General features: G+C 35.2%; 23 protein-coding genes. 12 read left to right on the top strand and 11 right to left on the bottom strand.

Going from position 1 to position 23307, the window contains the following annotated elements; all coding sequences use genetic code 11:
- Positions 1-27: 27 nt before the first annotated feature.
- Positions 28-663, bottom strand: a complete 636-nt coding sequence (locus ACFE0M_RS13840; protein ID WP_434546370.1) for a peroxiredoxin — start codon at positions 661-663, stop codon at positions 28-30.
- A gap of 627 nt (positions 664-1290) precedes the next feature.
- Between ACFE0M_RS13840 and ACFE0M_RS13835 the strand changes: the two genes are divergently transcribed.
- The 5 genes from ACFE0M_RS13835 (at position 1291) to vapC (ending at position 8098) form a co-directional block, all read left to right on the top strand.
- Positions 1291-2271 (top strand): polyprenyl synthetase family protein, encoded by a 981-nt coding sequence (locus ACFE0M_RS13835; RefSeq protein ID WP_434546369.1) that lies wholly within the window; start codon positions 1291-1293, stop codon positions 2269-2271.
- The gene (locus tag ACFE0M_RS13830; protein ID WP_434546368.1) at positions 2271-2888 is read left to right on the top strand and encodes a rhomboid family intramembrane serine protease; all 618 of its coding nucleotides are present in this window, start codon (positions 2271-2273) and stop codon (positions 2886-2888) included. Before ACFE0M_RS13835 ends, ACFE0M_RS13830 begins: the two co-directional genes overlap by 1 nt.
- A 220-nt stretch (positions 2889-3108) precedes the next feature.
- Positions 3109-7410 carry a DNA polymerase III subunit alpha gene (gene dnaE, locus ACFE0M_RS13825; protein WP_434546367.1) on the top strand — a complete coding sequence of 1434 codons (4302 nt, stop codon included), beginning with the start codon at positions 3109-3111 and terminating at the stop codon, positions 7408-7410.
- Positions 7411-7509: 99 nt separating this feature from the next.
- Positions 7510-7701, top strand: a complete 192-nt coding sequence (locus ACFE0M_RS13820) for a type II toxin-antitoxin system VapB family antitoxin (protein WP_434546366.1) — start codon at positions 7510-7512, stop codon at positions 7699-7701.
- A 1-nt stretch (position 7702) separates the two neighbouring features.
- A complete protein-coding gene (gene vapC / locus ACFE0M_RS13815; protein ID WP_434546365.1) occupies positions 7703-8098 on the top strand; it encodes a type II toxin-antitoxin system VapC family toxin in 396 nt (131 codons plus the stop codon).
- Positions 8099-8265: 167 nt separating this feature from the next.
- Here vapC and ACFE0M_RS13810 read toward each other — a convergent pair whose 3' ends face one another.
- Positions 8266-8658, bottom strand: a complete 393-nt coding sequence (locus tag ACFE0M_RS13810) for an Hsp20/alpha crystallin family protein (protein ID WP_434546364.1) — start codon at positions 8656-8658, stop codon at positions 8266-8268.
- Positions 8659-8851: 193 nt separating this feature from the next.
- Here ACFE0M_RS13810 and ACFE0M_RS13805 point away from each other — a divergent pair, with 193 nt between their 5' ends.
- The 5 genes from ACFE0M_RS13805 to ACFE0M_RS13785 are packed head-to-tail and all read left to right on the top strand — an operon-like array spanning position 8852 to position 13464.
- Positions 8852-9541: a glycosyltransferase family 2 protein gene (locus ACFE0M_RS13805; RefSeq protein ID WP_434546363.1), complete on the top strand. Its 690-nt coding sequence runs from the start codon at positions 8852-8854 to the stop codon at positions 9539-9541.
- Positions 9542-9543: 2 nt separating this feature from the next.
- Positions 9544-11019 carry a cellulose synthase family protein gene (locus ACFE0M_RS13800; RefSeq protein WP_434546362.1) on the top strand — a complete coding sequence of 492 codons (1476 nt, stop codon included), beginning with the start codon at positions 9544-9546 and terminating at the stop codon, positions 11017-11019.
- Between the two features lies 1 nt (position 11020).
- Positions 11021-12346 carry a hypothetical protein gene (locus ACFE0M_RS13795; RefSeq protein WP_434546361.1) on the top strand — a complete coding sequence of 442 codons (1326 nt, stop codon included), beginning with the start codon at positions 11021-11023 and terminating at the stop codon, positions 12344-12346.
- Complete coding sequence (locus ACFE0M_RS13790; RefSeq protein ID WP_434546360.1) at positions 12339-12848, top strand: rhodanese-like domain-containing protein; 510 nt, start codon at positions 12339-12341, stop codon at positions 12846-12848. Before ACFE0M_RS13795 ends, ACFE0M_RS13790 begins: the two co-directional genes overlap by 8 nt.
- The gene (locus tag ACFE0M_RS13785; protein ID WP_434546359.1) at positions 12841-13464 is read left to right on the top strand and encodes a TIGR04282 family arsenosugar biosynthesis glycosyltransferase; all 624 of its coding nucleotides are present in this window, start codon (positions 12841-12843) and stop codon (positions 13462-13464) included. The genes ACFE0M_RS13790 and ACFE0M_RS13785 overlap by 8 nt, the downstream gene beginning before the upstream one ends.
- A gap of 225 nt (positions 13465-13689) precedes the next feature.
- On the opposite strand, the gene tsf is transcribed toward ACFE0M_RS13785, so the two are convergent.
- The 9 genes from tsf to ACFE0M_RS13740 form a co-directional block, all read right to left on the bottom strand.
- Positions 13690-14520, bottom strand: coding sequence for a translation elongation factor Ts (gene tsf, locus ACFE0M_RS13780; RefSeq protein WP_434546358.1), 831 nt, complete (start codon positions 14518-14520; stop codon positions 13690-13692).
- 117 nt (positions 14521-14637) lie between these two features.
- On the bottom strand, positions 14638-15447 hold the full coding sequence (gene rpsB / locus ACFE0M_RS13775; RefSeq protein ID WP_434546357.1) for a 30S ribosomal protein S2: 810 nt from the start codon (positions 15445-15447) through the stop codon (positions 14638-14640).
- Between the two features lie 33 nt (positions 15448-15480).
- Complete coding sequence (rpsI, locus tag ACFE0M_RS13770; protein WP_434546356.1) at positions 15481-15867, bottom strand: 30S ribosomal protein S9; 387 nt, start codon at positions 15865-15867, stop codon at positions 15481-15483.
- Between the two features lie 11 nt (positions 15868-15878).
- Entirely contained in the window at positions 15879-16322 is a 444-nt protein-coding gene (rplM, locus tag ACFE0M_RS13765; protein WP_434546355.1) for a 50S ribosomal protein L13, read from the bottom strand.
- 203 nt (positions 16323-16525) lie between these two features.
- Positions 16526-17239 carry an RluA family pseudouridine synthase gene (locus tag ACFE0M_RS13760; protein WP_434546354.1) on the bottom strand — a complete coding sequence of 238 codons (714 nt, stop codon included), beginning with the start codon at positions 17237-17239 and terminating at the stop codon, positions 16526-16528.
- A gap of 62 nt (positions 17240-17301) precedes the next feature.
- Entirely contained in the window at positions 17302-18387 is a 1086-nt protein-coding gene (locus tag ACFE0M_RS13755) for a sensor histidine kinase (RefSeq protein WP_434546353.1), read from the bottom strand.
- Positions 18388-18396: 9 nt separating this feature from the next.
- On the bottom strand, positions 18397-19086 hold the full coding sequence (locus ACFE0M_RS13750) for a response regulator transcription factor (RefSeq protein ID WP_434546352.1): 690 nt from the start codon (positions 19084-19086) through the stop codon (positions 18397-18399).
- 113 nt (positions 19087-19199) lie between these two features.
- Complete coding sequence (locus tag ACFE0M_RS13745; RefSeq protein WP_434546351.1) at positions 19200-20234, bottom strand: aminopeptidase; 1035 nt, start codon at positions 20232-20234, stop codon at positions 19200-19202.
- Positions 20231-21361 carry a hypothetical protein gene (locus tag ACFE0M_RS13740; protein WP_434546350.1) on the bottom strand — a complete coding sequence of 377 codons (1131 nt, stop codon included), beginning with the start codon at positions 21359-21361 and terminating at the stop codon, positions 20231-20233. Before ACFE0M_RS13740 ends, ACFE0M_RS13745 begins: the two co-directional genes overlap by 4 nt.
- A 103-nt stretch (positions 21362-21464) precedes the next feature.
- Between ACFE0M_RS13740 and recA the strand changes: the two genes are divergently transcribed.
- Together recA and ACFE0M_RS13730 are read left to right on the top strand one after the other, a co-directional pair.
- Positions 21465-22496, top strand: coding sequence for a recombinase RecA (gene recA, locus ACFE0M_RS13735; protein ID WP_434546349.1), 1032 nt, complete (start codon positions 21465-21467; stop codon positions 22494-22496).
- 154 nt (positions 22497-22650) lie between these two features.
- Entirely contained in the window at positions 22651-23265 is a 615-nt protein-coding gene (locus tag ACFE0M_RS13730; protein ID WP_434546348.1) for a DUF3267 domain-containing protein, read from the top strand.
- Positions 23266-23307: the final 42 nt, after the last annotated feature.

Here is a 23307-nt window from a genome sequence, read left to right as displayed (position 1 = left end):
GGATTTAAACTACTAAATCAATTGAAATTATTTTTTATTTTTAGCTAAGTAAGAAGAAACGCTTTCTCTTGATTCTTCCATAGCTTCTTTTCCTTCTTCCCAGTTAGCAGGGCAAACTTCACCGAATTTCTCAACATGTTGCCATGCATCAACTACTCTTAACATCTCATCGATATTTCTACCTAATGGTAAATCATTGATGGTTTCATGACGAACGATTCCTTCTTTATCGATCAAGAAAGTTCCTCTAAAAGCTACTGGAGTTCCTTCGAAGATTAATTCACCTTCTTCATTGTAATTCCAGTCACCTGCTAAAACGCCAAAGTTATTGGCAATAGTTTTAGAAGCATCTGCAACCAATGGATAAGTAACGCCTTCGATACCACCTTCTTCTTGCGGAGTTAATAACCAAGCTAAATGAGTTTCTTCAGTATCAGTTGATGCACCGATTACCGCTACACCTCTTTTTTCGAACTCAGCTAATTTTTCTTGGAAAGCCAATATCTCAGTTGGGCAAACGAAAGTGAAATCTTTTGGGTAAAAGAAGAACATCACGTCTTTCTGACCAATGTACTGCTCCAAAGAAAATTCTTCTACGATTTCTTCTCCATTAATTACTGCTCCTGACTTAAATACTGGTGCTTTTTTTCCTACTAATGACATATTCTATTATTTTAATTATGGTTTAAAAAAACTATTTATAAACTCTTTTATCTCTATTTCTGCCAACGGTAAAATACATTTGAAGTTGTTAGTACACGAATTAATTTTCTGATAATTTTACATGAACAATATTTAAAAAAAATGTATTTAAACTGATTTTAGGCAGATTTAATTCCTCATGTGGAATTGAATGACAAAGGTAAGTTTGAAAAAATTGAATCGCAACGTCACTCCTAAAAGTTTCCATTGATATTTCTAATTGAGTTATCAATATATTCTATTAATTATTTTAGTTTCCCTTTTAAGTCTTTTCTTCTTAAAGAAATCAATAGAGGAAATAAGCAAAATTTGCAGTGGTTTGATTGAAAATATGTAAGCATGGTGAAGGAAGTTAAACCTGTCAGGTTATCAATCAAGATTTAAATGGTTGGTGTGCCACAAACCATGGATTGTACTGCGAACGGTGGCACACCGACCGGAAACTAAAAGGATAATGTAAGTAAAGCTGACATGTTTAATAGAAATTGAGAATAAATAGGTTCAGTATTAATTATTTCCCACCTATAAAATTTACTTTTTATATCCCTTTTTATTCCCATATCTTTAAGCTTTTAATTTTATTGCTCAATGAATCAATCCATCAAAGAATATATAGTTTCCATTAACTCTGCTATTGAAAAAGAAAATTTTGGAGACAAGCCTCAAGAACTTTACGAGCCAATTAGATATATTATGTCACTGGGCGGAAAGAGGATGCGTCCTCTTTTAAGTCTGTTATCTTATCAATTGTATAAGGATGATCTAACGGAAGTAATACCGGCTTCATTGGCGGTTGAGATCTTTCATAATTTCACTTTAATGCATGATGATATCATGGACAATGCACCATTAAGAAGAGGAAAGCAAACGGTGCATGAAAAATGGAATAACCCTGTGGCAATTCTTTCTGGAGATGTGATGCTGGTAAAAGCCTATCAACAAATTATCCAATATGCACCTACAGCAAAATTGACTGAAATATTACAAAAATTTAACCAGTGCGCTATTGAAGTTTGCGAAGGACAGCAGATTGACATGAATTTTGAAGAACAGGAAACGGTGCATGAGGATGATTATATTGAAATGATACGATTGAAAACTGCCGTGCTTTTAGGCTTCAGTCTTGAATATGGAGGTATTCTGGCTATGGACAATGAAGCCGATCAAGCTTTGCTTTATCAAATGGGTGTCAATGCTGGAATTGGTTTTCAATTGATGGATGATTTGCTGGATGTTTATGCTGACCAAGATAAATTCGGTAAGCAAGTAGGAGGAGATATCATTGCCAATAAAAAAACTTATTTGTTAATTAAAGCCAAAGAATTGGCTACAGGTAAAAATTCCTTGGAGCTCAATCAGTGGCTTAAAGCTCAAGATTTTAATAAAGAAGAAAAAGTAACTGCAGTCAAGAGTATTTATGATCAACTTAATATTAAAAAGCTGACTGAAATTAAAATGAATGAATATTTTGAAAAAGCTTTTAAAAATTTGGAAGATATAGATGCGCCAGCTGAAAAGAAAGCCATCATTAAAGATTTTTTCAACTATCTAATCAATAGAGAACAATAATGAGTACTACCTTAATCATCATCATAGTTACCTGTATTATTAGTATTCCAGCTTTTAGTAATCCTTCTCGGATGTATGCATGGATGTTTAATCCTTATCAGGTTGTGTACAGAAAGCAATATTACAGACTAATAACCTCGGGGTTTTTGCATGCTGATTATGTGCATTTAATTTTCAATATGCTGACCTTGTATTTCTTTGGAGATGCAGTGGAGTATTATTTTAATCAACTGACCAATTATGGTACTTTGCTGTATGTTGGGCTTTATTTATCAGCCATTGTAATTTCTGATATTCCTAGCCTGATTAAACATAAGGAAAACCCGAATTATAATGCTTTGGGAGCATCGGGCGCAGTTTCGGCAGTTGTTTTCAGCAGTATTCTATTCAACCCTATGACCGATTTGTGTTTGTATGGATTATTATGCTTACCAGGCTTTATTTTTGGGGCGATTTATATTATTTATTCCTACTACCAAGGCAAAAGACAAGGTGATAATGTGAACCATGATGCTCACTTATTTGGTGCTTTGTATGGTATCATAATAACTGTAGCCATTTGGCCAGGTGTTATTATGCACTTTATTGATCAATTGAGCACTTTTAGCTTGTTTTAGATTAATGGCAAGAGCCCAGTGCATGGAATCTAAGGAAAGATAGAAAGGAATATAATATTGAAGTATAGATTCACCATTAAGCGAAGCTGGTAACCTAAAAATAACTACAAGGCTTAGTAGCTCGTAATTTCAAAATTTTTTCCATTTTTTGTCTTTCCATTCTTAGCGTCTTTCGCTAATTTCAAACTCTGAATTACACCACCTTCTCAGTAAGAATTTTATGTACTTAATATACGATACCGAAACCACTGGTTTACCTAAAAATTACAATGCTCCTTTAAGCGATGCTGATAATTGGCCACGTTGTGTGCAGATTGCATGGCAATTGCACGGAGCCAATGGGGAGCTTTTGGATGCGCAGAACCACATTATCAAGCCAGAAGGATATGATATTCCTTATAATGCGGAAAAAGTGCATGGAATTTCTACCGAAAGAGCACAAAAAGAAGGTAAGCCACTAATTGAAGTTTTGGAAGTATTCAAAACCATTTTGGAAAAAACCGATGTGGTGGTCGGTCATAATATCAGTTTTGATATTTCCATTATGGGAGCCGAAATGCTAAGAAAAGAATTGTCAGCGGAAACATTAACTGAAAAGCCTATAATCGATACCAAGGATGAAGGTACTAATTTCTGTAAAATTCCCGGTGGAAGAGGAGGACAGTACAAATGGCCTACCTTAACTGAGCTTCATAAAAAATTATTTGGTCAAGATTTTGCAGATGCCCATGATGCGGCTTATGATGTGGATGCCACTGCTAAATGTTTCTTCGGTCTGATTTCGGAAAATGTAGTGAAACCATTGGGCGAAACCCCGATTGAAGCCATCCAATACGAACCGCCTAAACTGGATGTGGCAAATTTTGCTACCAGCTCCAAGAATGAAGAAAAAGCAGCTGCTGATGCCTTAAAGCAAGCCAAGAATGCAGACATATCAGAATTATCGGATACTTCATTTATCCATTTGCATTGTCATACCCAATTTTCCATTTTGCAATCAACCACGGAAATACCTTCCATGCTTAATAAGGCGAAAGAATTGGGAATGCCGGCTATTGCTATGACTGACCACGGCAATATGATGGGGGCTTACAATTTTGTGACTGCGGCCAACAAGACAGGAGTCAAACCCATTGTAGGTTGCGAATATTTTCTTACACAGGATAGAAATAATAAAAAGAATAAGGATGACGGTTTTCAAACAGTCTTATTAGCTAAGAATAAAGCAGGTTACCATAATTTGGCAAAGCTCTCTTCTATCGCTTTTGTTGAAGGTTTTTATTATGTCCCTCGTATTGATAGGGAGGTTTTGGTTCAGTACAAAGAAAATATCATAGCGACTACCGGTGGTTTGTGGGGAGAAGTTCCCTTTTTAATTCTAAATGCTGGTGAAAGCCAAGCTGAAGAAGCATTTGTGTGGTGGAAAGAACAATTTGGGGATGATTTTTATATAGAATTAAATCAACATGGTATTCCGGAAGAGCAAAAGGTAAATGAGGTATTATTAAAATTTGCCAAAAAGTATGATGTAAAATATTTTGCCGCCAATAATACTTATTACACTAATAAAGAAGATGCCGAAGCTCAGGATATTCTACTTTGCGTAAAAGATGGAGAGACAACGGGAGAGCAAGGAAAGCCTAAAAAATATGTAGGTAAAAGAGGACGAGAATACCGTTTTGGTTTACCTAATGACGAATTCTACATCAAGACTCCGGATGAAATGAAAAAGCTTTTTGCTGATTATCCTGAAGCAATAGCTTGTACAGCAGAAATTGCAGAAAAAATTGAAGGATTTGAATTAGCTCGTGATGTTCTTTTGCCGAAATATGATATTCCGAATGAATTTATCGACCCAAAAGATGCAGAGGACGGAGGCAATAGGGGGGAAAATGCCTATTTGCGTCATATAACTTATGAAGGTGCGAAAAAACGATATCCTGAAATCACTGATGAAATCAAAGAACGATTGGATTTCGAACTAGAAACCATTGAAAGAACAGGTTATCCTGGATATTTCTTGATTGTGCAGGATTTCACCACGGCAGCAAGGGAAATGGGTGTTTCTGTTGGTCCGGGCAGGGGTTCTGCCGCAGGTTCTGCTGTAGCCTATTGCATTGGAATTACCAATATTGACCCAATTAAGTATGATTTGCTATTTGAGCGTTTCCTAAATCCAGACAGGGTATCATTGCCCGATATTGATATTGATTTTGACGATCATGGAAGACAGAAAGTAATCGATTATGTGATTGAAAAATATGGCGCAAATCAGGTAGCACAAATTACCACTTATGGTACTATGGCAGCAAAATCTGCCATTCGTGACACAGCCAGAGTAATGGAATTACCATTAATGGATGCAGATAGAATTGCTAAATTAGTCCCGGATATCAAATTAAAGGCACTTTTTGATTTAGCATCTGATAAAAAGAAACTTTCGGCTAAACTTAAAAATAACGGAGAAGCTATAGGTAAAGCCGAAGAATTATTGAATCTAGCTAAAGCTAATGATGCTTCCGCTAAAGTAATTAATCAAGCTAGGGTCTTGGAAGGTTCGGTAAGAAATACAGGCATCCATGCCTGTGGCGTTATTATCACACCTGATGATATTACCAAATTCGTTCCGGTTGCTTTGGCCAAGGATTCGGATATGTACTGCACGCAATTTGATAATGCAGTGGTGGAAAATGCCGGACTCTTAAAGATGGATTTCTTGGGTTTGAAAACCCTTACACTTATCAAAGATGCAGTTAGGATTGTGGAGGAAAGACATGGGGTGAAATTGGATCCTGATGCTTTTCCGATAGATGACCAAAAAACTTATGAACTCTTCCAAAGGGGGGAGACAGTTGGGATTTTCCAATACGAATCCCCTGGAATGCAGAAATATTTAAGGGAATTAAAACCCACTGAATTTTCAGATTTAATTGCCATGAATGCCCTTTACCGTCCAGGGCCTTTGGAGTATATTCCTAATTTCGTTAAGCGTAAAAATGGCTTGGAGGAAATCAGCTATGACCTTCCGGAAATGGAGGAATATTTGAAAGAAACCTATGGTATTACGGTTTATCAGGAGCAGGTGATGTTGCTTTCGCAGAAGTTAGCAGGATTTACCAAAGGTGAGGCAGATGTTTTACGAAAAGCAATGGGTAAGAAAATCTTTGCCTTGCTTGAAGAATTGAAGCCAAAATTTATTAATCAAGGAGCTGAAAAAGGACATTCTAAAGATGTTTTAGAGAAGATTTGGAAGGATTGGGAAGCTTTTGCCGCTTATGCATTTAATAAATCTCACTCCACTTGTTATGCTTGGGTTGCCTATCAAACTACTTATTTAAAGGCTCATTACCCTGCTGAATATATGGCTTCTGTGTTGAGCAATAATATGGGCCAAATCACGGATGTAACTTTCTTTATGGAGGAATGTAAACGTGCGGGTATAGAAGTGTTGGGGCCAGATGTGAATGAATCAAATCCAGGTTTTACAGTAAATGAAAATGGTCAAATCCGATTTGGTTTGGCCGCCATAAAAGGCGCTGGTTCGGCCGCTGTCGAAAGTATAATTGAAGAACGGAAAGCCAATGGACAGTACAAGGACATTTTTGATTTTGCTGAAAGAATCCCTTTGAAAAGCGTCAATAAAAAAACATTTGAAGCCTTAGCGATGGCAGGTGGATTTGATTGCTTTAAGGAATATCATAGAAAGCAATTTTTAACTTCTGATAATGGAGAGGGTACACTGATTGAGAAAATCATTAAGTACGCTCAAAAGTTGCAACATGAAAAGGATAGTGCGCAGACTTCTTTGTTTGGTGGTGAAGGGGGAGTGGCCATTCCACCTCCTAGGGTAGCTGAAATGGAACCTTATTCCGAATTGGAGAAGTTGAATATTGAAAAGGAGGTAGTAGGTCTTTTCATTTCAGGTCATCCTTTGGATGAATATAAATTCGAAATGGAAAGCTTCTGTAATACGCAAGTTTCTGAGCTGAATGATCTGGAAAGTTTGGCTTCCAAAAATGAAGTGAAGGTAGGAGGGATTGTTACTTCAGTAGCCCACAGGCAAACCAAAACAGGTAAACCTTTTGGTACTTTAACCTTGGAAGATTATGGTGGTTCTTTCACTTTCTTTATGTTTGGAGATGATTATTTAGCTAATAAGCAATTTTATGAAAACGGCTGGTTTATTTTTGTTTCTGGGAGAGTGGGCAAAAAACCATGGGGAGACCAAGCGCTTGAGTTTAAAATAAGCAAAGTAGAGCTTTTATCAGAATTAAGAGATAAACGCACTAAGAGTTTAGCCATCAGTATAGATTTGAATGCCATTACCGAAGATTTAATTGTAGAATTGGATAATCTGTGTCAGACTTTTAAAGGAGAATGTGAAGTGATGCTTGAATTACAAGACAAAGTTAATGGCTATAAAGTAGAGACTAAAAGCAGAAAATATAAAGTAAATCCGAGCAATGAATTGATTGAAGGGCTCAATAGAATCCCTGATTTGAATTATCGGATTTTGACTTGATGGATTTTCCAACTCAACTTTCCTAAAGTTTAAAATTTTGGTGAAGTTTGAATTTTTTGTGTATATAATTCGTTATTTTGGTGTAAAAAATGCAATAAAATGAGAACTAATATTGAAATTGAGGCTACTTTGATTGATGAGATTATGCAAAGGGGAAAAATCAGGACTAAAAAAGCTGCAGTTCAAAAGGCATTAGAAAATTACTTAAAAAAGATCAAGAGAGATGAATTAGCTGCTTTGGCTGGTAAAGTAACTTGGGAGGGCGATTTGGATGAAATGAGAGCGGACTGAAATGGTGCTAATTGACACAAGCATTTGGATTATTTTTCTTAATGGTGCTGATTTGAAAATCAAAAGCAAAGTACTTGAGTTGCTCAAAGAAGATAAAGTTTGTATTTGCCCTCCAATATATCAAGAAATTCTACAAGCTGTAAAACACAAAAAAGATTTTAATAAATTAAGAGATTTATTGTATGGATTGGTGAAACTAAGAATTGACCCTTTTCTAATTTCACAAGAAGCAGCTGAAATATATTTTAATTTAAGAAAAGCAGGAATAACGGTCAGAAAAAGTTATGATTGTTTGATTACTGCCTATGCTATAAATTCTGGTGTTTATCTTTATCATCATGATAAAGATTTTAAAGCTATTGCTATGGGAACCAATTTAAAGCAATACATGCAATAGAAAATATAAAGTTAATCCAAGCAATGAGTTGATAGAAGGACTGAATAGAATCCCCGATTTGAATTATCGGATTTAGACATTGTAAGTAAAAAATCCTCTTCGGATTCAAGAAGAGGATTTCGATTTTTCAAGTAATTCAATGCAGATAAGTTTATCTACACGCAGGTTTATATTTGTTTGATATTTATTTCCTTTTTGCTGCTTGCGCTATTTTTTCCTATAGGTACAAATATTTCCAATCTATTATCATGGTGAACGGCATCTACTTCATCTGTATTGGCAAAAGCTGGCAATTGCACTTTTCTATAAAAAAGCGGAATCATCACACCATGATTTTCAGCAGGGTGGTTCAAAGTAGCAAATACTTGAAGTGAACTTTGATCTGATATTACCTTAAGTTGTTCAGCCTCAATACCAGGAGCATTCACTACTATCAAAAACCCATCAGGTTGATTTTCAATATTGAAATCGATTTTTGCTACACCTCCAGCCAATGTATTCAATTGGTCACCTTGAAATAATAAGCTTCTTAATACGTCTTTATTTTTAAGTAAATTCATGGTTGTTCTGAATTTTAATAATCGATGTATCAACATCAAAACCTGTTCCAATCAAAAATGTTTAAATGGCTGAGCCATATTGGCAAGATTCAAATTTATAGACTGACATTTTTTCCACTTTATTATAGAATTTTGTCTATCCTGAGACATATTAACAGTAGCGAATTCGTACTTTTGCAGTCTAATTAAACAGATGGATTCAAAAATAGTAGTAATTATTCCGGCCTTTAATGAAGAAAATGCTGTTGGGAAGGTGATAAATGCCATTCCAAAGGATTGGGTGGAGGAAATTGTGGTAGTAAACAATGCTTCAACAGATGACACCCGAATAGCTGCTGAAAGGGAAGGGGCTACTGTTTTGGATCAACCTCAAAAGGGGTACGGCAATGCATGTTTAAAAGGGATTGAATATGTAAATGAAAAAAATACAAAGCCTAATATCATTGTTTTTTTGGATGCTGATTATTCCGATTATCCTGAGCAATTACCTGAGTTGGTAAAACCTATTTTAGAAGATCAAATGGATATGGTAATTGGCTCACGAGCTTTAGGAGAAAGAGAAGGAGGTAGCATGACTTTTCCTCAAGTTTTTGGCAATTGGTTGGCTACTAGGTTGATCAGGCTATTTTACGGCTATAAATTCACTGATTTAGGCCCATTCAGAGCTATTCGTTGGGATAGTTTGATGCAGATTGAGATGCTGGACAAAACTTTTGGTTGGACGGTAGAAATGCAGGTGAAAGCGGCTAAATTAAAATTAAAATGCACTGAAGTGCCCATGGCTTATAGGAACCGAATAGGAAAATCTAAGGTTTCAGGCACAGTTTACGGAACTGTAATGGCAGGATATAAAATATTATATACGATTTTTAAATATTTATGAGCATGACTTGGGAGTGGATTATTATCGTACTTTATGGGCTTAGCTTATTGTTTATTTTCTTTTTTAGCTTAGGACAATTACACTTGACCTATCACTATTTAAAAGCTAAAAAGAAACTGAAGGGTCAGGTCGTAAAAACACCTCCAATGGATGGGGCATACCCTAAAGTTTGTGTTCAGTTGCCTATTTTTAATGAAAAATATGTAGTAAATAGATTGGTGGATGCTGTTTGCAATTTAGATTACCCCAATGATAAATTGGAAATTCAGTTATTGGACGATTCCACAGATGAGACTACTGCAATGTTACAAGACAAGGTAGATCAATGGAAGGGATTAGGAAAGAATATTGAATTGATCAGAAGGCCTGAAAGAGTCGATTTTAAAGCTGGTGCCTTAAAATATGGTATGGAAATAACAGATGCCGAATTCATTGCCATTTTTGATGCTGATTTTCTTCCCCAAGCTCACTTCTTGAAAGCTACTATTCCTCATTTCCAGAATGAAAAAGTAGGAGTAGTGCAAACCAGATGGGGACATGTCAATAAGGATTACTCGCTCTTGACTCGTTTACAGGCTTTTGGCTTGGATGCGCATTTCACAGTAGAACAAGTCGGTCGAAATACTGCAGGCTCTTTTATTAATTTTAATGGAACGGGTGGAGTTTGGCGTAAAAAGACAATAGAAGATGCAGGCGGTTGGTCGGCAGATACTTTGACAGAGGATTTGGATCTAAGCTATCGTTCGCAATTGAAAGGTTGGGAATTCTTATACAGAGAAGATGTAGAATCTCCTGCAGAATTACCCATCATCATGCCCGCTATTAAATCTCAGCAGTTCAGATGGAATAAAGGAGGTGCAGAAACAGCAAGGAAGAACTTCTTTAAAGTGTTGAGCGCGCCTATTGGCTTTTCCAATAAACTGCATGCCTTTTTTCATCTATTCAATAGCTCCATTTTTATTGCCATTTTAATAACTGCTTTGCTTAGCGTTCCTATGCTTTGGATAAAGAGTATTCATCCTGAATTGGCACTATTATTTCAAATTGGAAGTGTATTTTTATTAGGCTTTTTCTCGATCGCCATTTTCTATTGGGTAGCTAATAAACACTTAATGAAAGGAAAAAAGTACGGTAAATATTTCTTTAAAACTTTTCCGCTTTTTATTACCGTTTCAATGGGTTTATCATTGCATAATGCCCTAGCAGTGGCAGAAGGTTTACTGGGATTTAAATCTGCTTTTATACGTACTCCGAAATTTAATATTTCAGACAAAAATAAAAGCTGGAAAGATAACCAATACATCAAATTGCAATTTAGCTGGCTGAGCATATTAGAAATACTATTGGCCGTATATTTTGCTTTTGCTATATTTTTGGGTATTCAATTGGGTGATTATGGCTTAATTATTTTCCATCTGATGTTGATGCTGGGATTTTTAATGGTATTTTACCATTCGGTGAAACCACAAATCAAATAAGTTGAAATTTTTAGGTAAGTATATTGGATTACTGTTAATGGGTGTATTGCTCATTAATATCAGTTATTTTACTTTCCGATACGAAAGCTTTCATTTGATTGTACAATATATAGTGCTTTTCGTACTTTATCTGTTTTTAGCTAATCAAAAAAAGCATTTCTCAATAAAAGAACTTATTGCCTTAGGAATTCTTTTTAGGCTACTTTTGCTGCTATTAACTCCTAATTTATCAGAGGATGTATATCGTTTTCTTTGGGATGGTAAATTATGGTGGGAAGGAATTGATGCTTATGCTTTTTTACCTTCTGAATTAGCAAGGCAGAATATTTTAAGCGCTGAATTATATGCTCAACTTAACTCTCCCAATTATTATAGTATTTACCCGCCACTTAATCAACTGATTTTTGCGGTTGGGGCAGTTTTTGAAAATACCACTTTGGGCATTATTACCATTCGATTATTTATCATTTTGGCTGAAATAGGTTCATTAATTTTATTGACCAAAGTTTTAAAACAATATAGGAAAGATCCAAAACTTTTGATTCTTTATGCATTCAATCCTTTAGTGATTTTAGAATTAAGTGGAAATCTGCATTTTGAAGCCTTTGTGATTCTCTTTCTACTATGGGCAATTTATGAATTTGAAAAAAACCGATCCAGTAAAAGTGCATTGGCATTAGGCTTGGCTATTAGCTTCAAGCTCCTACCACTCTTATTGCTTGCAAGCTTTTTTAGAAAGCTGAATTTAAAGCAATACATCAAGTTTATTCTATTAGCATGTTTAGTGGCAGCTATCACTTTTTTACCATTTTTATTTTCAGATGCACTGAAAGGAATATCTACCAGTACTTCTCTCTATTTTCAGAATTTCGAATTTAATGCAAGCTTGTATTATTTAGTTCGAGAAATTGGTTTTACAGTTAAGGGCTATAATATTATTGGAACAGCTGGTCCCCTAATGGGAATTATTGCATTTTCTGGAATGGTAATATTCAATATTTTGGCATCTTCAAAGATGAAACTACCTGAAAGAATGTTATGGACTTATATGATATATTTTCTTTTTGCTACTACGGTTCATCCTTGGTATGTTTTGCCAATATTGGTCTTGGGAATATTAAGTCATTATAAATTTCCTGTTTTATGGAGTTTCTTGGTATTCTTTACTTATTGGGGTTATAATCAATTCTTTACTTATTGGGGTTATAATCAATTAGGATTCCAAGAACATTTAGGGATAGTGGTAGTGGAATACATCTCTTTGATGATTTTTATCGTATTTGAACTTATCAACAAAATTAAAACTAACAGACAACTTTATGCTTAAAATATGGCTCAATATCATGTTATTATCATTTCTACAATCCTTAGTGGCTTGTGGTCAGCAGACTTATGACCAAAAGCTTCAATCACTTTATAAAAATACAGTTCCACTTGTTCAACCTCAAGAAGTGAAAAAAAAGCTTAATGAAGAGGATGTAGTGATTTTGGATACACGGTCCGCAAAAGAATACAGCGTAAGCCATCTACCAAATGCCCAATTTATTGATTATGACCGATTTAACATTGCTCAAGTTAATAACATACCCAAGGACAAGGAAATAATCGTTTACTGTTCAGTAGGATACAGAAGCGAGAAAATAGGGGAGGAGTTAAAGGAAGCCGGTTTTAAAAATGTAAGTAATATGTATGGCGGTATCTTCCAATGGAAAAATGAAGACATGGATGTGGTAAATCAGAATGGAGAGATCACTGATAGCGTACATACCTACAATAAGCGATGGGGCAAATGGTTAGAGACAGGAAAAGGAATAAAAATTTATGATTAACAATAATTTACTGATCATTTTTGTTAAAAATCCCGAATTAGGCAAATGCAAAACCAGGTTAGCAGCCACTATTGGAGATGAAAAAGCATTGAGATTTTATAAAAATATGTTGGTGCGAACAAAAGAAGTCACCGAGCAAATAAATGTAGATAAAGCCATTTATTATTCTTCTTTCATAGATCAAAATGATATATGGTCAATTCATCCGCCTTTTTATAAGTTTCTTCAGAATCCTTCCCCTGATTTGGGAATTAAAATGAAATCTGCTTTTGAAGATGCTTTTGAGAGCGGGTACGAATCAGTTTGTATTATTGGTAGTGATTGCTACGCTTTAGATGCAGAAATTATAGAGCAAGCCTTTGAAAGCCTGAAAACTCAAGATGCAGTATTAGGGCCAAGTAATGACGGAGGGTATTATCTACTGGGCATGAACCGGTTGATCCCTGAGCTTTTTGCTGGTAAAAAATGGAGTACTGAAAGCGTTGCTACCGATACAATTCAAGATTTCAATAAACTGAATTTGCAATATTCTTTATTGGAGGAATTAACTGATATCGATACTGAGGAGGATTTGAGGTCTATTCCAGCAGACACGGTAGAAAAGCTTCTGAAATAAGTGAAGAAATCCCTTCGATTTGGGTGTTTTTGCGCAAACTTTTGCTAGAAAGCTCCTGATGTCTCACTTAAATTTGAAGGTGAAAAAATCTTCAAAAGGGAGTAGTTGATAAGGCCTATAATTACAGTATTTTCAGAATTCATCTTTAAAAAAAAGCCTTTGAATATATCATCCAAAGGCTTTATCTATTGTCTTGAATCTTAAATCTAGATTCTAAAATCTATTTTATCCAATCGCTACTCTTTTGAATTCAGTAACGGTCATTCCTTTGTTAACTGAATCTAAGTATTGAGCAATAGAAGTTTTGTTGTCCTTAACAAATGCTTGGCTCAACAAAGTATGTTCTTTGAAGAATTTGTTCAATTTACCAGTAGCAATTTTCTCCAACATTTCTTCCGGCTTACCTTCCTGGCGAGCGGTTTCCTTTCCTATTTCGATTTCTTTTTCGATTGTGGTAGCGTCAACTCCATCTTTATCAACGGCAACAGGGTTCATCGCAGCAATTTGCATTGCTACATCTCTACCAGCATCCGTAACATCAACACCACCTGTATTTTTCAATGCAACCAAAACACCTAGTTTAGCACCAGCGTGTACATAAGACACAACTTTTTCACCTGTTAAAGTCTCATAGTGGCTGATTTCGATTTTTTCACCGATTTTACCTACCATTTCAATAACTTTTTCACCTATGGTGATATCTTCATAAGGCAAAGATTTCAAAGCTTCTAGGTCAGCTGGTTTTTCAGCCGCTACTTTCTCTATGATTTCTTGACCAAATTTCTGGAAGTCTTCATTTTTAGAAACGAAGTCAGTTTCACAGGTTAAAGAAATCAAGAATGCCTGAGTTTGATCATCATTGGTTTTGATGAATACATTACCTTCTGTAGTTTCTCTATCCGCTCTTTTTTCAGATAATTTCTGACCTTTTTTTCTTAAAAACTCAATGGCTTTGTCAAAATCACCATCAGCTTCAGTCAATGCCTTTTTGCAATCCATCATGCCGGCACCTGTTATTTCTCTAAGCTTTTTTACTTCTTGTGCTGTAATAGCCATGCTTATTTGATTTTAGTTTTAATAGTATATGTTAGAATGGGTTAGAATAAAAAATTGAACACCAAAACGAGTTCGATGTTCAATTGCATATTTATTCAATATTGTTCATTTGAAAATTTATTCAGCAGATTTATCAGAAGTCTCTTCTTTTTTAGATTCCTCCTTTTTCGATTCCTCTTTGGCATCTACTGCTTTTTTCTCTTCCTCAGCTTGTTTCATTTTAGCATCGTCTTTCTCTTGTTTTCTTTCCATTAAGCCTTCTTCTATTGCTTTACCGAAAGATTTTAAGATTAAGCTGATTGATTTCCATGCGTCATCATTGGCAGGAATTGGATAATCAACTTGAGTTGGGTCAGAATTAGTATCCACCATAGCAAAGACAGGGATATTTAATTTCTGAGCTTCTTTGATTGCGATGTGCTCTCTTTTGATATCAATTACAAAAAGTGCAGAAGGAATTCTGTTTAAGTCAGCAATACCGCCTAAAACTCTTTCCATCTTTTCTTTCTCACGCTGAATCATCAACCTTTCTCTTTTTGCAAGATTAAGATATGATTCTTCTTTTTGCATCTTATCAATGTTAGCCAATTTTTTCAATGACTTTCTGATAGTAGCGAAGTTGGTCATCATACCACCTTGCCATCTATCTACCACATAAGGCATATTTAATCTTTTAGCCTCTTCCATTACGATGTCCTGTGCTTGTTTTTTTGTAGCTACAAAAAGAACTTTTTTGCCAGAACGAACATGATTTTTGATTGCATGACATGCTTCGTCTAAAGCAGCCAATGTTTTGTTCAAGTCAATGATATGGATGCCATTACGCTCCATAAAAATGTAAGGAGCCATTTTTGGATCCCACTTTCTTGTTAAGTGTCCGAAATGGACACCAGCTTCAAGTAAGTCGTTGTACTCAAGCTTAGCCATAAGTTTTTAAATTTATTTGTTATTAAGTAAAAATTAACGTTTAGAGAACTGAAATGCTCTTCTTGCTTTTCTTCGTCCGTATTTCTTACGTTCAACCATTCTTGGGTCTCTGGTAAGAAATCCTTCTGCTTTCAATGCAGGTCTGTGCTCAGGGTCAAGTTCACAAAGTGCACGAGAGATAGCCAAACGAACAGCTTCAGCTTGTCCTGCAACTCCACCACCATCAACATTTACTTTTAGGTCGAATGAACCTTCAGTTTTTGTTGTAGCAAATGGTTGATTAACGATAGCTTGAAGAATTTCAGTTGGGAAATAATCCTTAACGTCTTTTGAATTAACGGTAATAGCACCTTTGCCCGACTGCATGTACAATCTAGCAACAGATGTTTTTCTTCTACCAATGGTGTTTATAATTTCCATCTATTGATTTTTTAGATTTCTTTAACTTTAGGTTTTTGTGCTTCATGACCATGCTCAGCTCCTTCATATACGTAAAGGTTTCTGAACAAGTCTCTGCCCAATCTATTTTTCGGCAACATGCCTCTAACAGCTCTTTCTACTAGTAAAGTAGAAGATTTTGCTTTTAACTGACGAGGAGTAGTTTCACGCTGACCACCAGGATATCCTGTGTAGTGCTGGTAAACTCTATCATCCCACTTCTTTCCAGTCATTATGATTTTATCTGCATTGATAACAATTACGTTATCACCACAATCAACATTGGGCGTATAATTTGGTTTGTTTTTACCGCGAAGAATTTTGGCTACATCGCTGGCAAATCTACCTAATACTTTTCCTGCAGCATCAACTACAACCCAGTTCTTTTCAACTGTTGCTTTGTTTGCCGAGATGGTTTTGTAACTAAGCGTATCCACTATTTTTTCTTTTTGTTAGTTCTTAACTCCTTATTAATTAGCTTTTTACAGATAGTAAACGTTTATGATCGGGCGAACTATCCGCTAAAAGGGACACAAAGATAGATGCTTATTAATTGAAAAACAACATCCTACGAAAAAAATCACAATGAATTAGTCATTGTTGATTTATATATTTGTTATTTTACCGTATTGATAGACAATTACTTTGTTTTCTCTAATTGTTTCAAGGCCACTTCTATATCTTTTGGATATGGGGCTTCAGCTGAAATGAACTTTCCTTTTATATCCGTTAAGCTTAAAATTTGGGCATGTAGCGCAAATCTTTTGATTATGGGTTGTTCTTCTTCGTCTTTCCCTTTATTGAATTTCTTTTTGACGGAGGAAAGAAATAGTGGTTGACCTCCATAGGTTTCATCTCCCGTAATAGATGCGTTTAAAGAAGCTAAATGTACCCTTATTTGATGCATTCTACCTGTTTCTGGCTTACAGGATACCAATGAATGTTTTTTAAAAGTTTTTATTGTATTAAAAATCGTTTTAGCATTCTTGCCCTGTCTGTGTGAAATTTTTACATACCCTGAGGCCGTAGTATGTAAAGGTAGATTCACTGTCTCTTCCTGAAATTGATGTAAACCGTCCACAATAGCAACATAAGTTTTGTCAACTTGCCGATGTTCAAATTGGATAGAGGCGTTTCTATAGGCTTCAGCATTTTTAGCTACCAATAAAACCCCTGATGTTTCTTTGTCCAGTCGATGACAGATTTGGTAATCTTCATTATATTTTTTTACTAATGATAATATAGTCACTGTATCGTTTCTGTCTGCCAAAGTAGAAACAAATGGTGGTTTATTGATAAAAATATAATCCTCTGACTCTTTTATAATCAAAGGTTTTAATGATTTATAATACATTTTAATTTTAATAATGCCTCATCGATATTTATATGAGAATGATTTAAATTTACCCGGTTGTTTTACTCTGCCTCCGAGTCATCTTCCATTATAGACACTAAAGGTTCAGGTGCCTTTTTAACCGGAAGTTTAAAGCTGAATAACGACCCCTTGCCTACTGTGCTTGTAACTGAGACGGATGATCCATGAGCCTCAATAATATGTTTCACAATAGCCAAGCCTAAGCCAGTGCCGCCTCTTTCTTTTGATCTACTTTTATCAATCCGGTAAAATCTTTCGAATATCCTTTTAATATGTTCAGGAGAAATTCCGGCACCATGATCTTGTATGGCGATGGTCACGTCTTTTTCCGTTATTTCAAAGCCGACCACAATTTCGGTATTTTCATCGGAATATTTGATGGCATTTGATATCAAATTCACAATTACTTGATAAATGCGTTGGTAATCAGCAATTACCTTGATGGGAGGCTCGTAGGTTTTATCAAATTGCAGGTCAATATTTTTCTTGTCAACTTTACCTTCAAATTGGTCAAATACATCTTCTACTAAGGCCAATAAATCTATTTCTTCAAAATGCATCTTGATTTCCCCGGCTTCTATATGCGAAAGTGTGAGCAGATCATTTACTAACATCTCCAATCCGTCTAAGCTTTTGGCAGCTTTTTTCAGGAATTTACCCCTAACTTTCTTGTCTTTCACAGCACCATCCAGTAAAGTGTAAACAAATCCTTGCGCGGCAAAAATGGGGGTTTTTAATTCATGGGAAACATCGGCCAGAAATTCGCGCCTATAAGTAGCCATTCTTTTCAACTCATCAATTTCCTGTTGTTTATTGGCGGCATAGCTGAATATTTCCTGATTGATTTTTCTTAGGGGGTTGAATGATTTTTGGGTCTCCATATCATTTACAAAGGAGTAATCTTTTTCCCCTAGCTTGTTGAATACCTCGTATAGTTTATTGATTTCCTTAAAAAAGAGAAATTCCAACACAATGCTGATTAATAAGTAGGAGGAAGACGAGGCTAAAATAAAGGTCAATATGAGTGCTGTGTTACTTATTCCTTCAAGTAAACTAAGGAAGGCAGTCGTAACTATGCCAATTGACAGTGCCAATAAAATGGAAACCCCTCTGGAATTAAAAAGCATAAAGCAAATTTATTCCATATCAAACTTATAACCAACACCTTTTACGGTAGAAATATAACCATCTCCTACTTTCTCTCGGACTTTTCGTACGTGAACATCCACAGTCCTAGCTAAAACATATACGTCCGAACCCCAGATATTTTGCAACAAATCATCTCTATTAAAGACTTTGTTGGGGTTTTGAGCCAAAAAATATAATAGTTCAAATTCTTTTTTGGGTAAGGATACTTGTTTGCCGTCCACAGTTACTGTATAGCTGGTTCTGTCTATCATTAATTTACCAATGGTAATTTTATTACTGTCTTTCTGCTTTTTGACATCACGCCTGAAATATGCATTGATACGGCTCATCAAGGCGCGAGGCTTTATGGGCTTGGTAATATAATCATCGGCACCATTTTCAAATGCTGCGACTTCTGAATATTCTTCAGACCGTGCCGTCAGGAAAATTATAAATGCGTTGGCAGCTTCTGGTGTTTCTCTTAACTGGCGACAAGTTTCCACTCCATCCTGGTTGGGCATCATAATATCCAAAAGAATGAGATGTGGCTGGAATTTTTGAGCTTTTTCAACTGCCGTTTTTCCATCCTGAGCTGTTTTTACCTCATAGCCTTCTTTAGTGAGGTTGTACTCCAATAGCTCAAGAATGTCTGATTCATCATCAACGACAAGCACTTTATGGCTTTGCTTGTTTCCCATGGTTAATTGTATTTTTTATTTTAGGCTAAATTCGATAAAAATATTTATAAATTAAGCGATTAAAATGGTAATAACAATTTCTTAATATCCAATTAAACTTAAGGATACATGCATTACAAAGAATTGAAGTTTTTTTGGTAGAAATCCAACATTTTTAAAATGTCCCTTTCAAATTGGGTTTCCAATTCTTGTTCTAATAATTGCTGATGACCAGAATAACGTTTGTATGAAAGTAGAAAAGCATTATTGACTTCAACTTCACTATTCAAAAACTCTGTATATTTTGAGTTTTTAAAGTTTATTTGTCTTAATTTTCTTTTAAACATTTCCATAAAATAATATTTCCTATTTTCTTTTTCAGTGGTACTTAGTCCTTCAATTCTTTTATATAAACTATCGAACTTTGGTAAATAATCTCTTATAAATTGGTTTAACTGATGCCGATCCTCCAATTGGTTTAAATAGGATTCATATTCAGTTTCAAATTTCCCATTTTGTTTTTCGAAAAACATTTTTGTGAATTCTTGCCCAAAAAAAGAAGCTAGATTCTCGTTGAAATCCACGCTGTCTTTTATGAAGATTTCATCATGAGTTAATTCATGGAAAATCAATTCAGCTAATCTTCCGCTACTATAGTTTAGTACATTACTTAGCAAAGGGTCGTTTAACCAACCCAAGGTTGACCAAGCGCTTGCAGTTCGTAATCTTACATCAAAGCCTTTGGTTTTCAATTCTTGCTCTAACTTTAAGGCTTCTTTCTTTACGAAAAATCCTTTATACGCCACTTTACCTAATATTGGAAACTTCCATTCATAACTTTCCAATTGATAAGGATAGGCAGCTGTTACTACCCACATCAATTCTTTGCCATGCTGGTCAAACATTTTTTTATACTGATCTTCTGAGTCAAAGCCTAACTCGCTTTGCGCAAACTTTTTGACTTCCTTGACCAGCGTAATTCTTTGTTTTAATGAATCTGGAAAAGAGGGGCTTTCTAAATAATAATCCAATGGTTCAGCATGAAACATAATGGAAAATTGTCCTTTCGCCTGTTGCCAACCATATTGGATTAAATCCCACTTTATCACCACAAAAATCATGATAATTGTAATAATGAGTAATAATATTTTCCTGAATATGGATTTCACTTTTTGTTTTTGATTGGAATAGTCTTGAAGATATTAAAATAAATGGCGTGAGAAAATTCAAATAATTGGTTGTTGAAGTCCCAATAAGGCTCAAACCTTAATAAAAGGGTAGAGGATTCCCCAATATGAAATTCATTCATTACCCTAAGGATTAATAATTTTCTTTCGTCTTCAAAAAACCTAGAGTTAGGATCTGTGGTGTAGGATTGGTATAACCTACCCCCTTTGTAGGAATAAAAATGATCACCTTGCCAATAGCTCAGCATGAAATCCCCTATTTTAGTTTCCAGCGTGCCATTAAGGTAATAAGCGTAGCCTTCTGTATAAGGTAATCTGAACTGCCGACTATCATCAATAAAATGTAGAAAATAGCCTTCTAATTTTTGACCTGTAATAAAACCAGTTTTAAAATTTTTATGATAAGAAGCACCGATTGCATTGTTAAACCGTGTAACCAGAGGTTGTCCTCTCAGCGCATCAATTTGACCGGCACGATGATAGCCCTTAAATTGGTAGTGCAGAGTGGCGGTATTTCCATTCTTTCGAAGAAGATCGTATTGACTTACTATTCCACCTGAAACTTCTTCCTTAAAAGGGGAATTCTGATAAATCATTTTTTCCCAGTTGATCCAAGCATCAAAAAACACCCGTTTTGTATTGTACAGATATTGTAAACCATTTTCAGGCGCATCAACTAATAATCTTTCGAAATCTTCCAAGGGTTCCAGCATTCTATGATGGATGGAGCCGTTATAATTCCCAAAAATTAACTGGCTGTTATTCCAATCATATAAAATACTAAAATAAGGGATGGAATAGGTCAGATTGTTATTCCCGAAATCTTTTTGCAGAAATACACCGGCCTGAATATTTACCTGATCACTAAGTTGGTAACCTATACTTGGAATAAACCGAGTACCGAACAATGTATATCCTTTGACAATTCTATTAAAGTATTCATTATTTTTATTAAAAGACAATACTCTTAAAGAAAAGCTGAAAGGATCCTCAATGGTACTGTCTTTTTCGATTTTTTGTTCGAATCCAGAATTATCTAATTGAGCCATCAAGGGTGTAACAAAAAATGTTAAAATTATGATGAAAACAGCAATAAATTTATTTCGCATAAAATTTAGTTGTAAAGCAAGGCTAAAGCATTTGGCAATTGATTCTTTTCCTGCTAAATTCGATGCAGCAATTTACAAATAAGCCCTATACAAAAAATTAAAGATGAGCGAAAAAAGTGAAAAATTAAAAGCATTACAACTAACAATTGATAAATTGGATAAAACTTACGGGAAAGGTTCCGTAATGAAGTTAAGTGATGAAAAGGTGGTGGATGTTCCTTCCATTCATACCGGATCTTTAGGTTTAGATATTGCATTGGGTATTGGCGGTATTCCTAGAGGAAGAGTGATTGAAGTATATGGCCCAGAATCTTCAGGTAAAACTACTTTGGCCATGCACTGTATTGCCGAAGCCCAAAAGGCTGGTGGAATGGCCGCCATTATTGATGCCGAGCATGCTTTTGATAAGACTTATGCAGAAAAACTAGGGATAGATACTGAAAACTTATTGATTTCTCAGCCTGATAGTGGTGAACAGGCACTGGAGATTGCAGAGCATTTAATTCGTTCAGGTGCCCTAGATATAGTAGTGATTGATTCCGTTGCCGCTTTAGTCCCTAAAGGAGAATTAGAAGGGGAAATGGGAGACAGCAAAATGGGACTTCAAGCTCGCTTAATGTCTCAGGCTCTAAGAAAATTAACGGGAGCCATTAGTAAAACCGGTTGTTCTTGTATTTTTATTAACCAATTAAGGGAAAAAATAGGGGTTATGTTCGGTAACCCTGAGACCACAACCGGTGGTAATGCACTAAAATTCTACGCATCTGTTCGATTGGATATTAGGAGAATTGGGAGTATTAAAGAAGGACCAGACAATATTACGGGTAACCGCGTGAAAGTGAAAGTGGTAAAAAATAAAGTAGCTCCTCCATTTAAAGTAGTTGAATTTGATATTATGTATGGAGAAGGAATTTCCAAAGTAGGGGAGATCATTGATTTAGGGGTAGAGTTAGACGTAATTAAGAAAGCAGGTTCTTGGTTCTCTTATATGGATAACAAATTGGGACAAGGAAGAGATTCCGTGAAATCTTTAATTTTAGATAACCCTGAATTGATGGAAGAATTGGAAACCAAAATCAGGGCAAAAATCAACGGGGAGGATTTAGAAGAGAAGCCTGTAAAAGAAAAGAAATAAACATGATTTTTTGATTTTAATGAAGTCAAAAAGTGAGAAAAAACAGCTGTATATCAATAGCTGTTTTTTTTGTATGCAATTACATATAAAATTCATTAAAGCTTAACACACTCCTTTAATCTTCGGGCAAATTTTCACGTACATTTATGTGTAAATGAGTCCAGAATTATTAAAAAACAAGAGCCAGTATAAGAACGTGTTATCCATTATGGACAGCTCCGAATGGCTATTGTTTATCACCACTTTTATTCGAAGGAAGAACCGCATTACCAGGTTATATTGGTCTTATCTGTTTTTAGGCTTTTTGCTAGCCATTTACATTTTCTTAAGTAACGGGTTGCTAAGCGTTGATCATAGAATTTGGATAGTAGGATTAACTGGAGGACTTTTGGTTTCACTTTTGATTAGTCCTGTTTTACATGAGCTCTTGCATGCTGTATCCTTTAAATTCTATGGGGCCAAGGCAATTAAAATTAGATGGAATTGGAATCTTTTTCGTTTCAATATCCAAGCTAATGATTTCGTTTTAAGTAAAAAGAAATATTATTTGATATGTGGTTTCACATTTTTTGTTTTCTCACTACTTCCATTAGTTATTGCTTTTTTCACAAGCGGAGTTTGGCTTTTTGCACTACTTTCCCTTTCATTTTTTCATGCTCTTTACGCTATGAAGGATTTAGCAGTTTGTAGTTATTTGTATAAATTTCCCAATTGCTACATTTACAGCTCGGAGGAAAATAAAACTATTTTTTATAAAACCCTGCCTTAATTCTACTTTTTCATATTCCTCAATTATTGCCAAGAGATGTGT

The organism is Marivirga sp. (assembly GCF_051117495.1).
Classification (GTDB): domain Bacteria; phylum Bacteroidota; class Bacteroidia; order Cytophagales; family Cyclobacteriaceae; genus Marivirga.
Note: the sequence above shows the minus strand (reverse complement) of the source record. Positions and strands in the feature narration are given on the sequence as shown.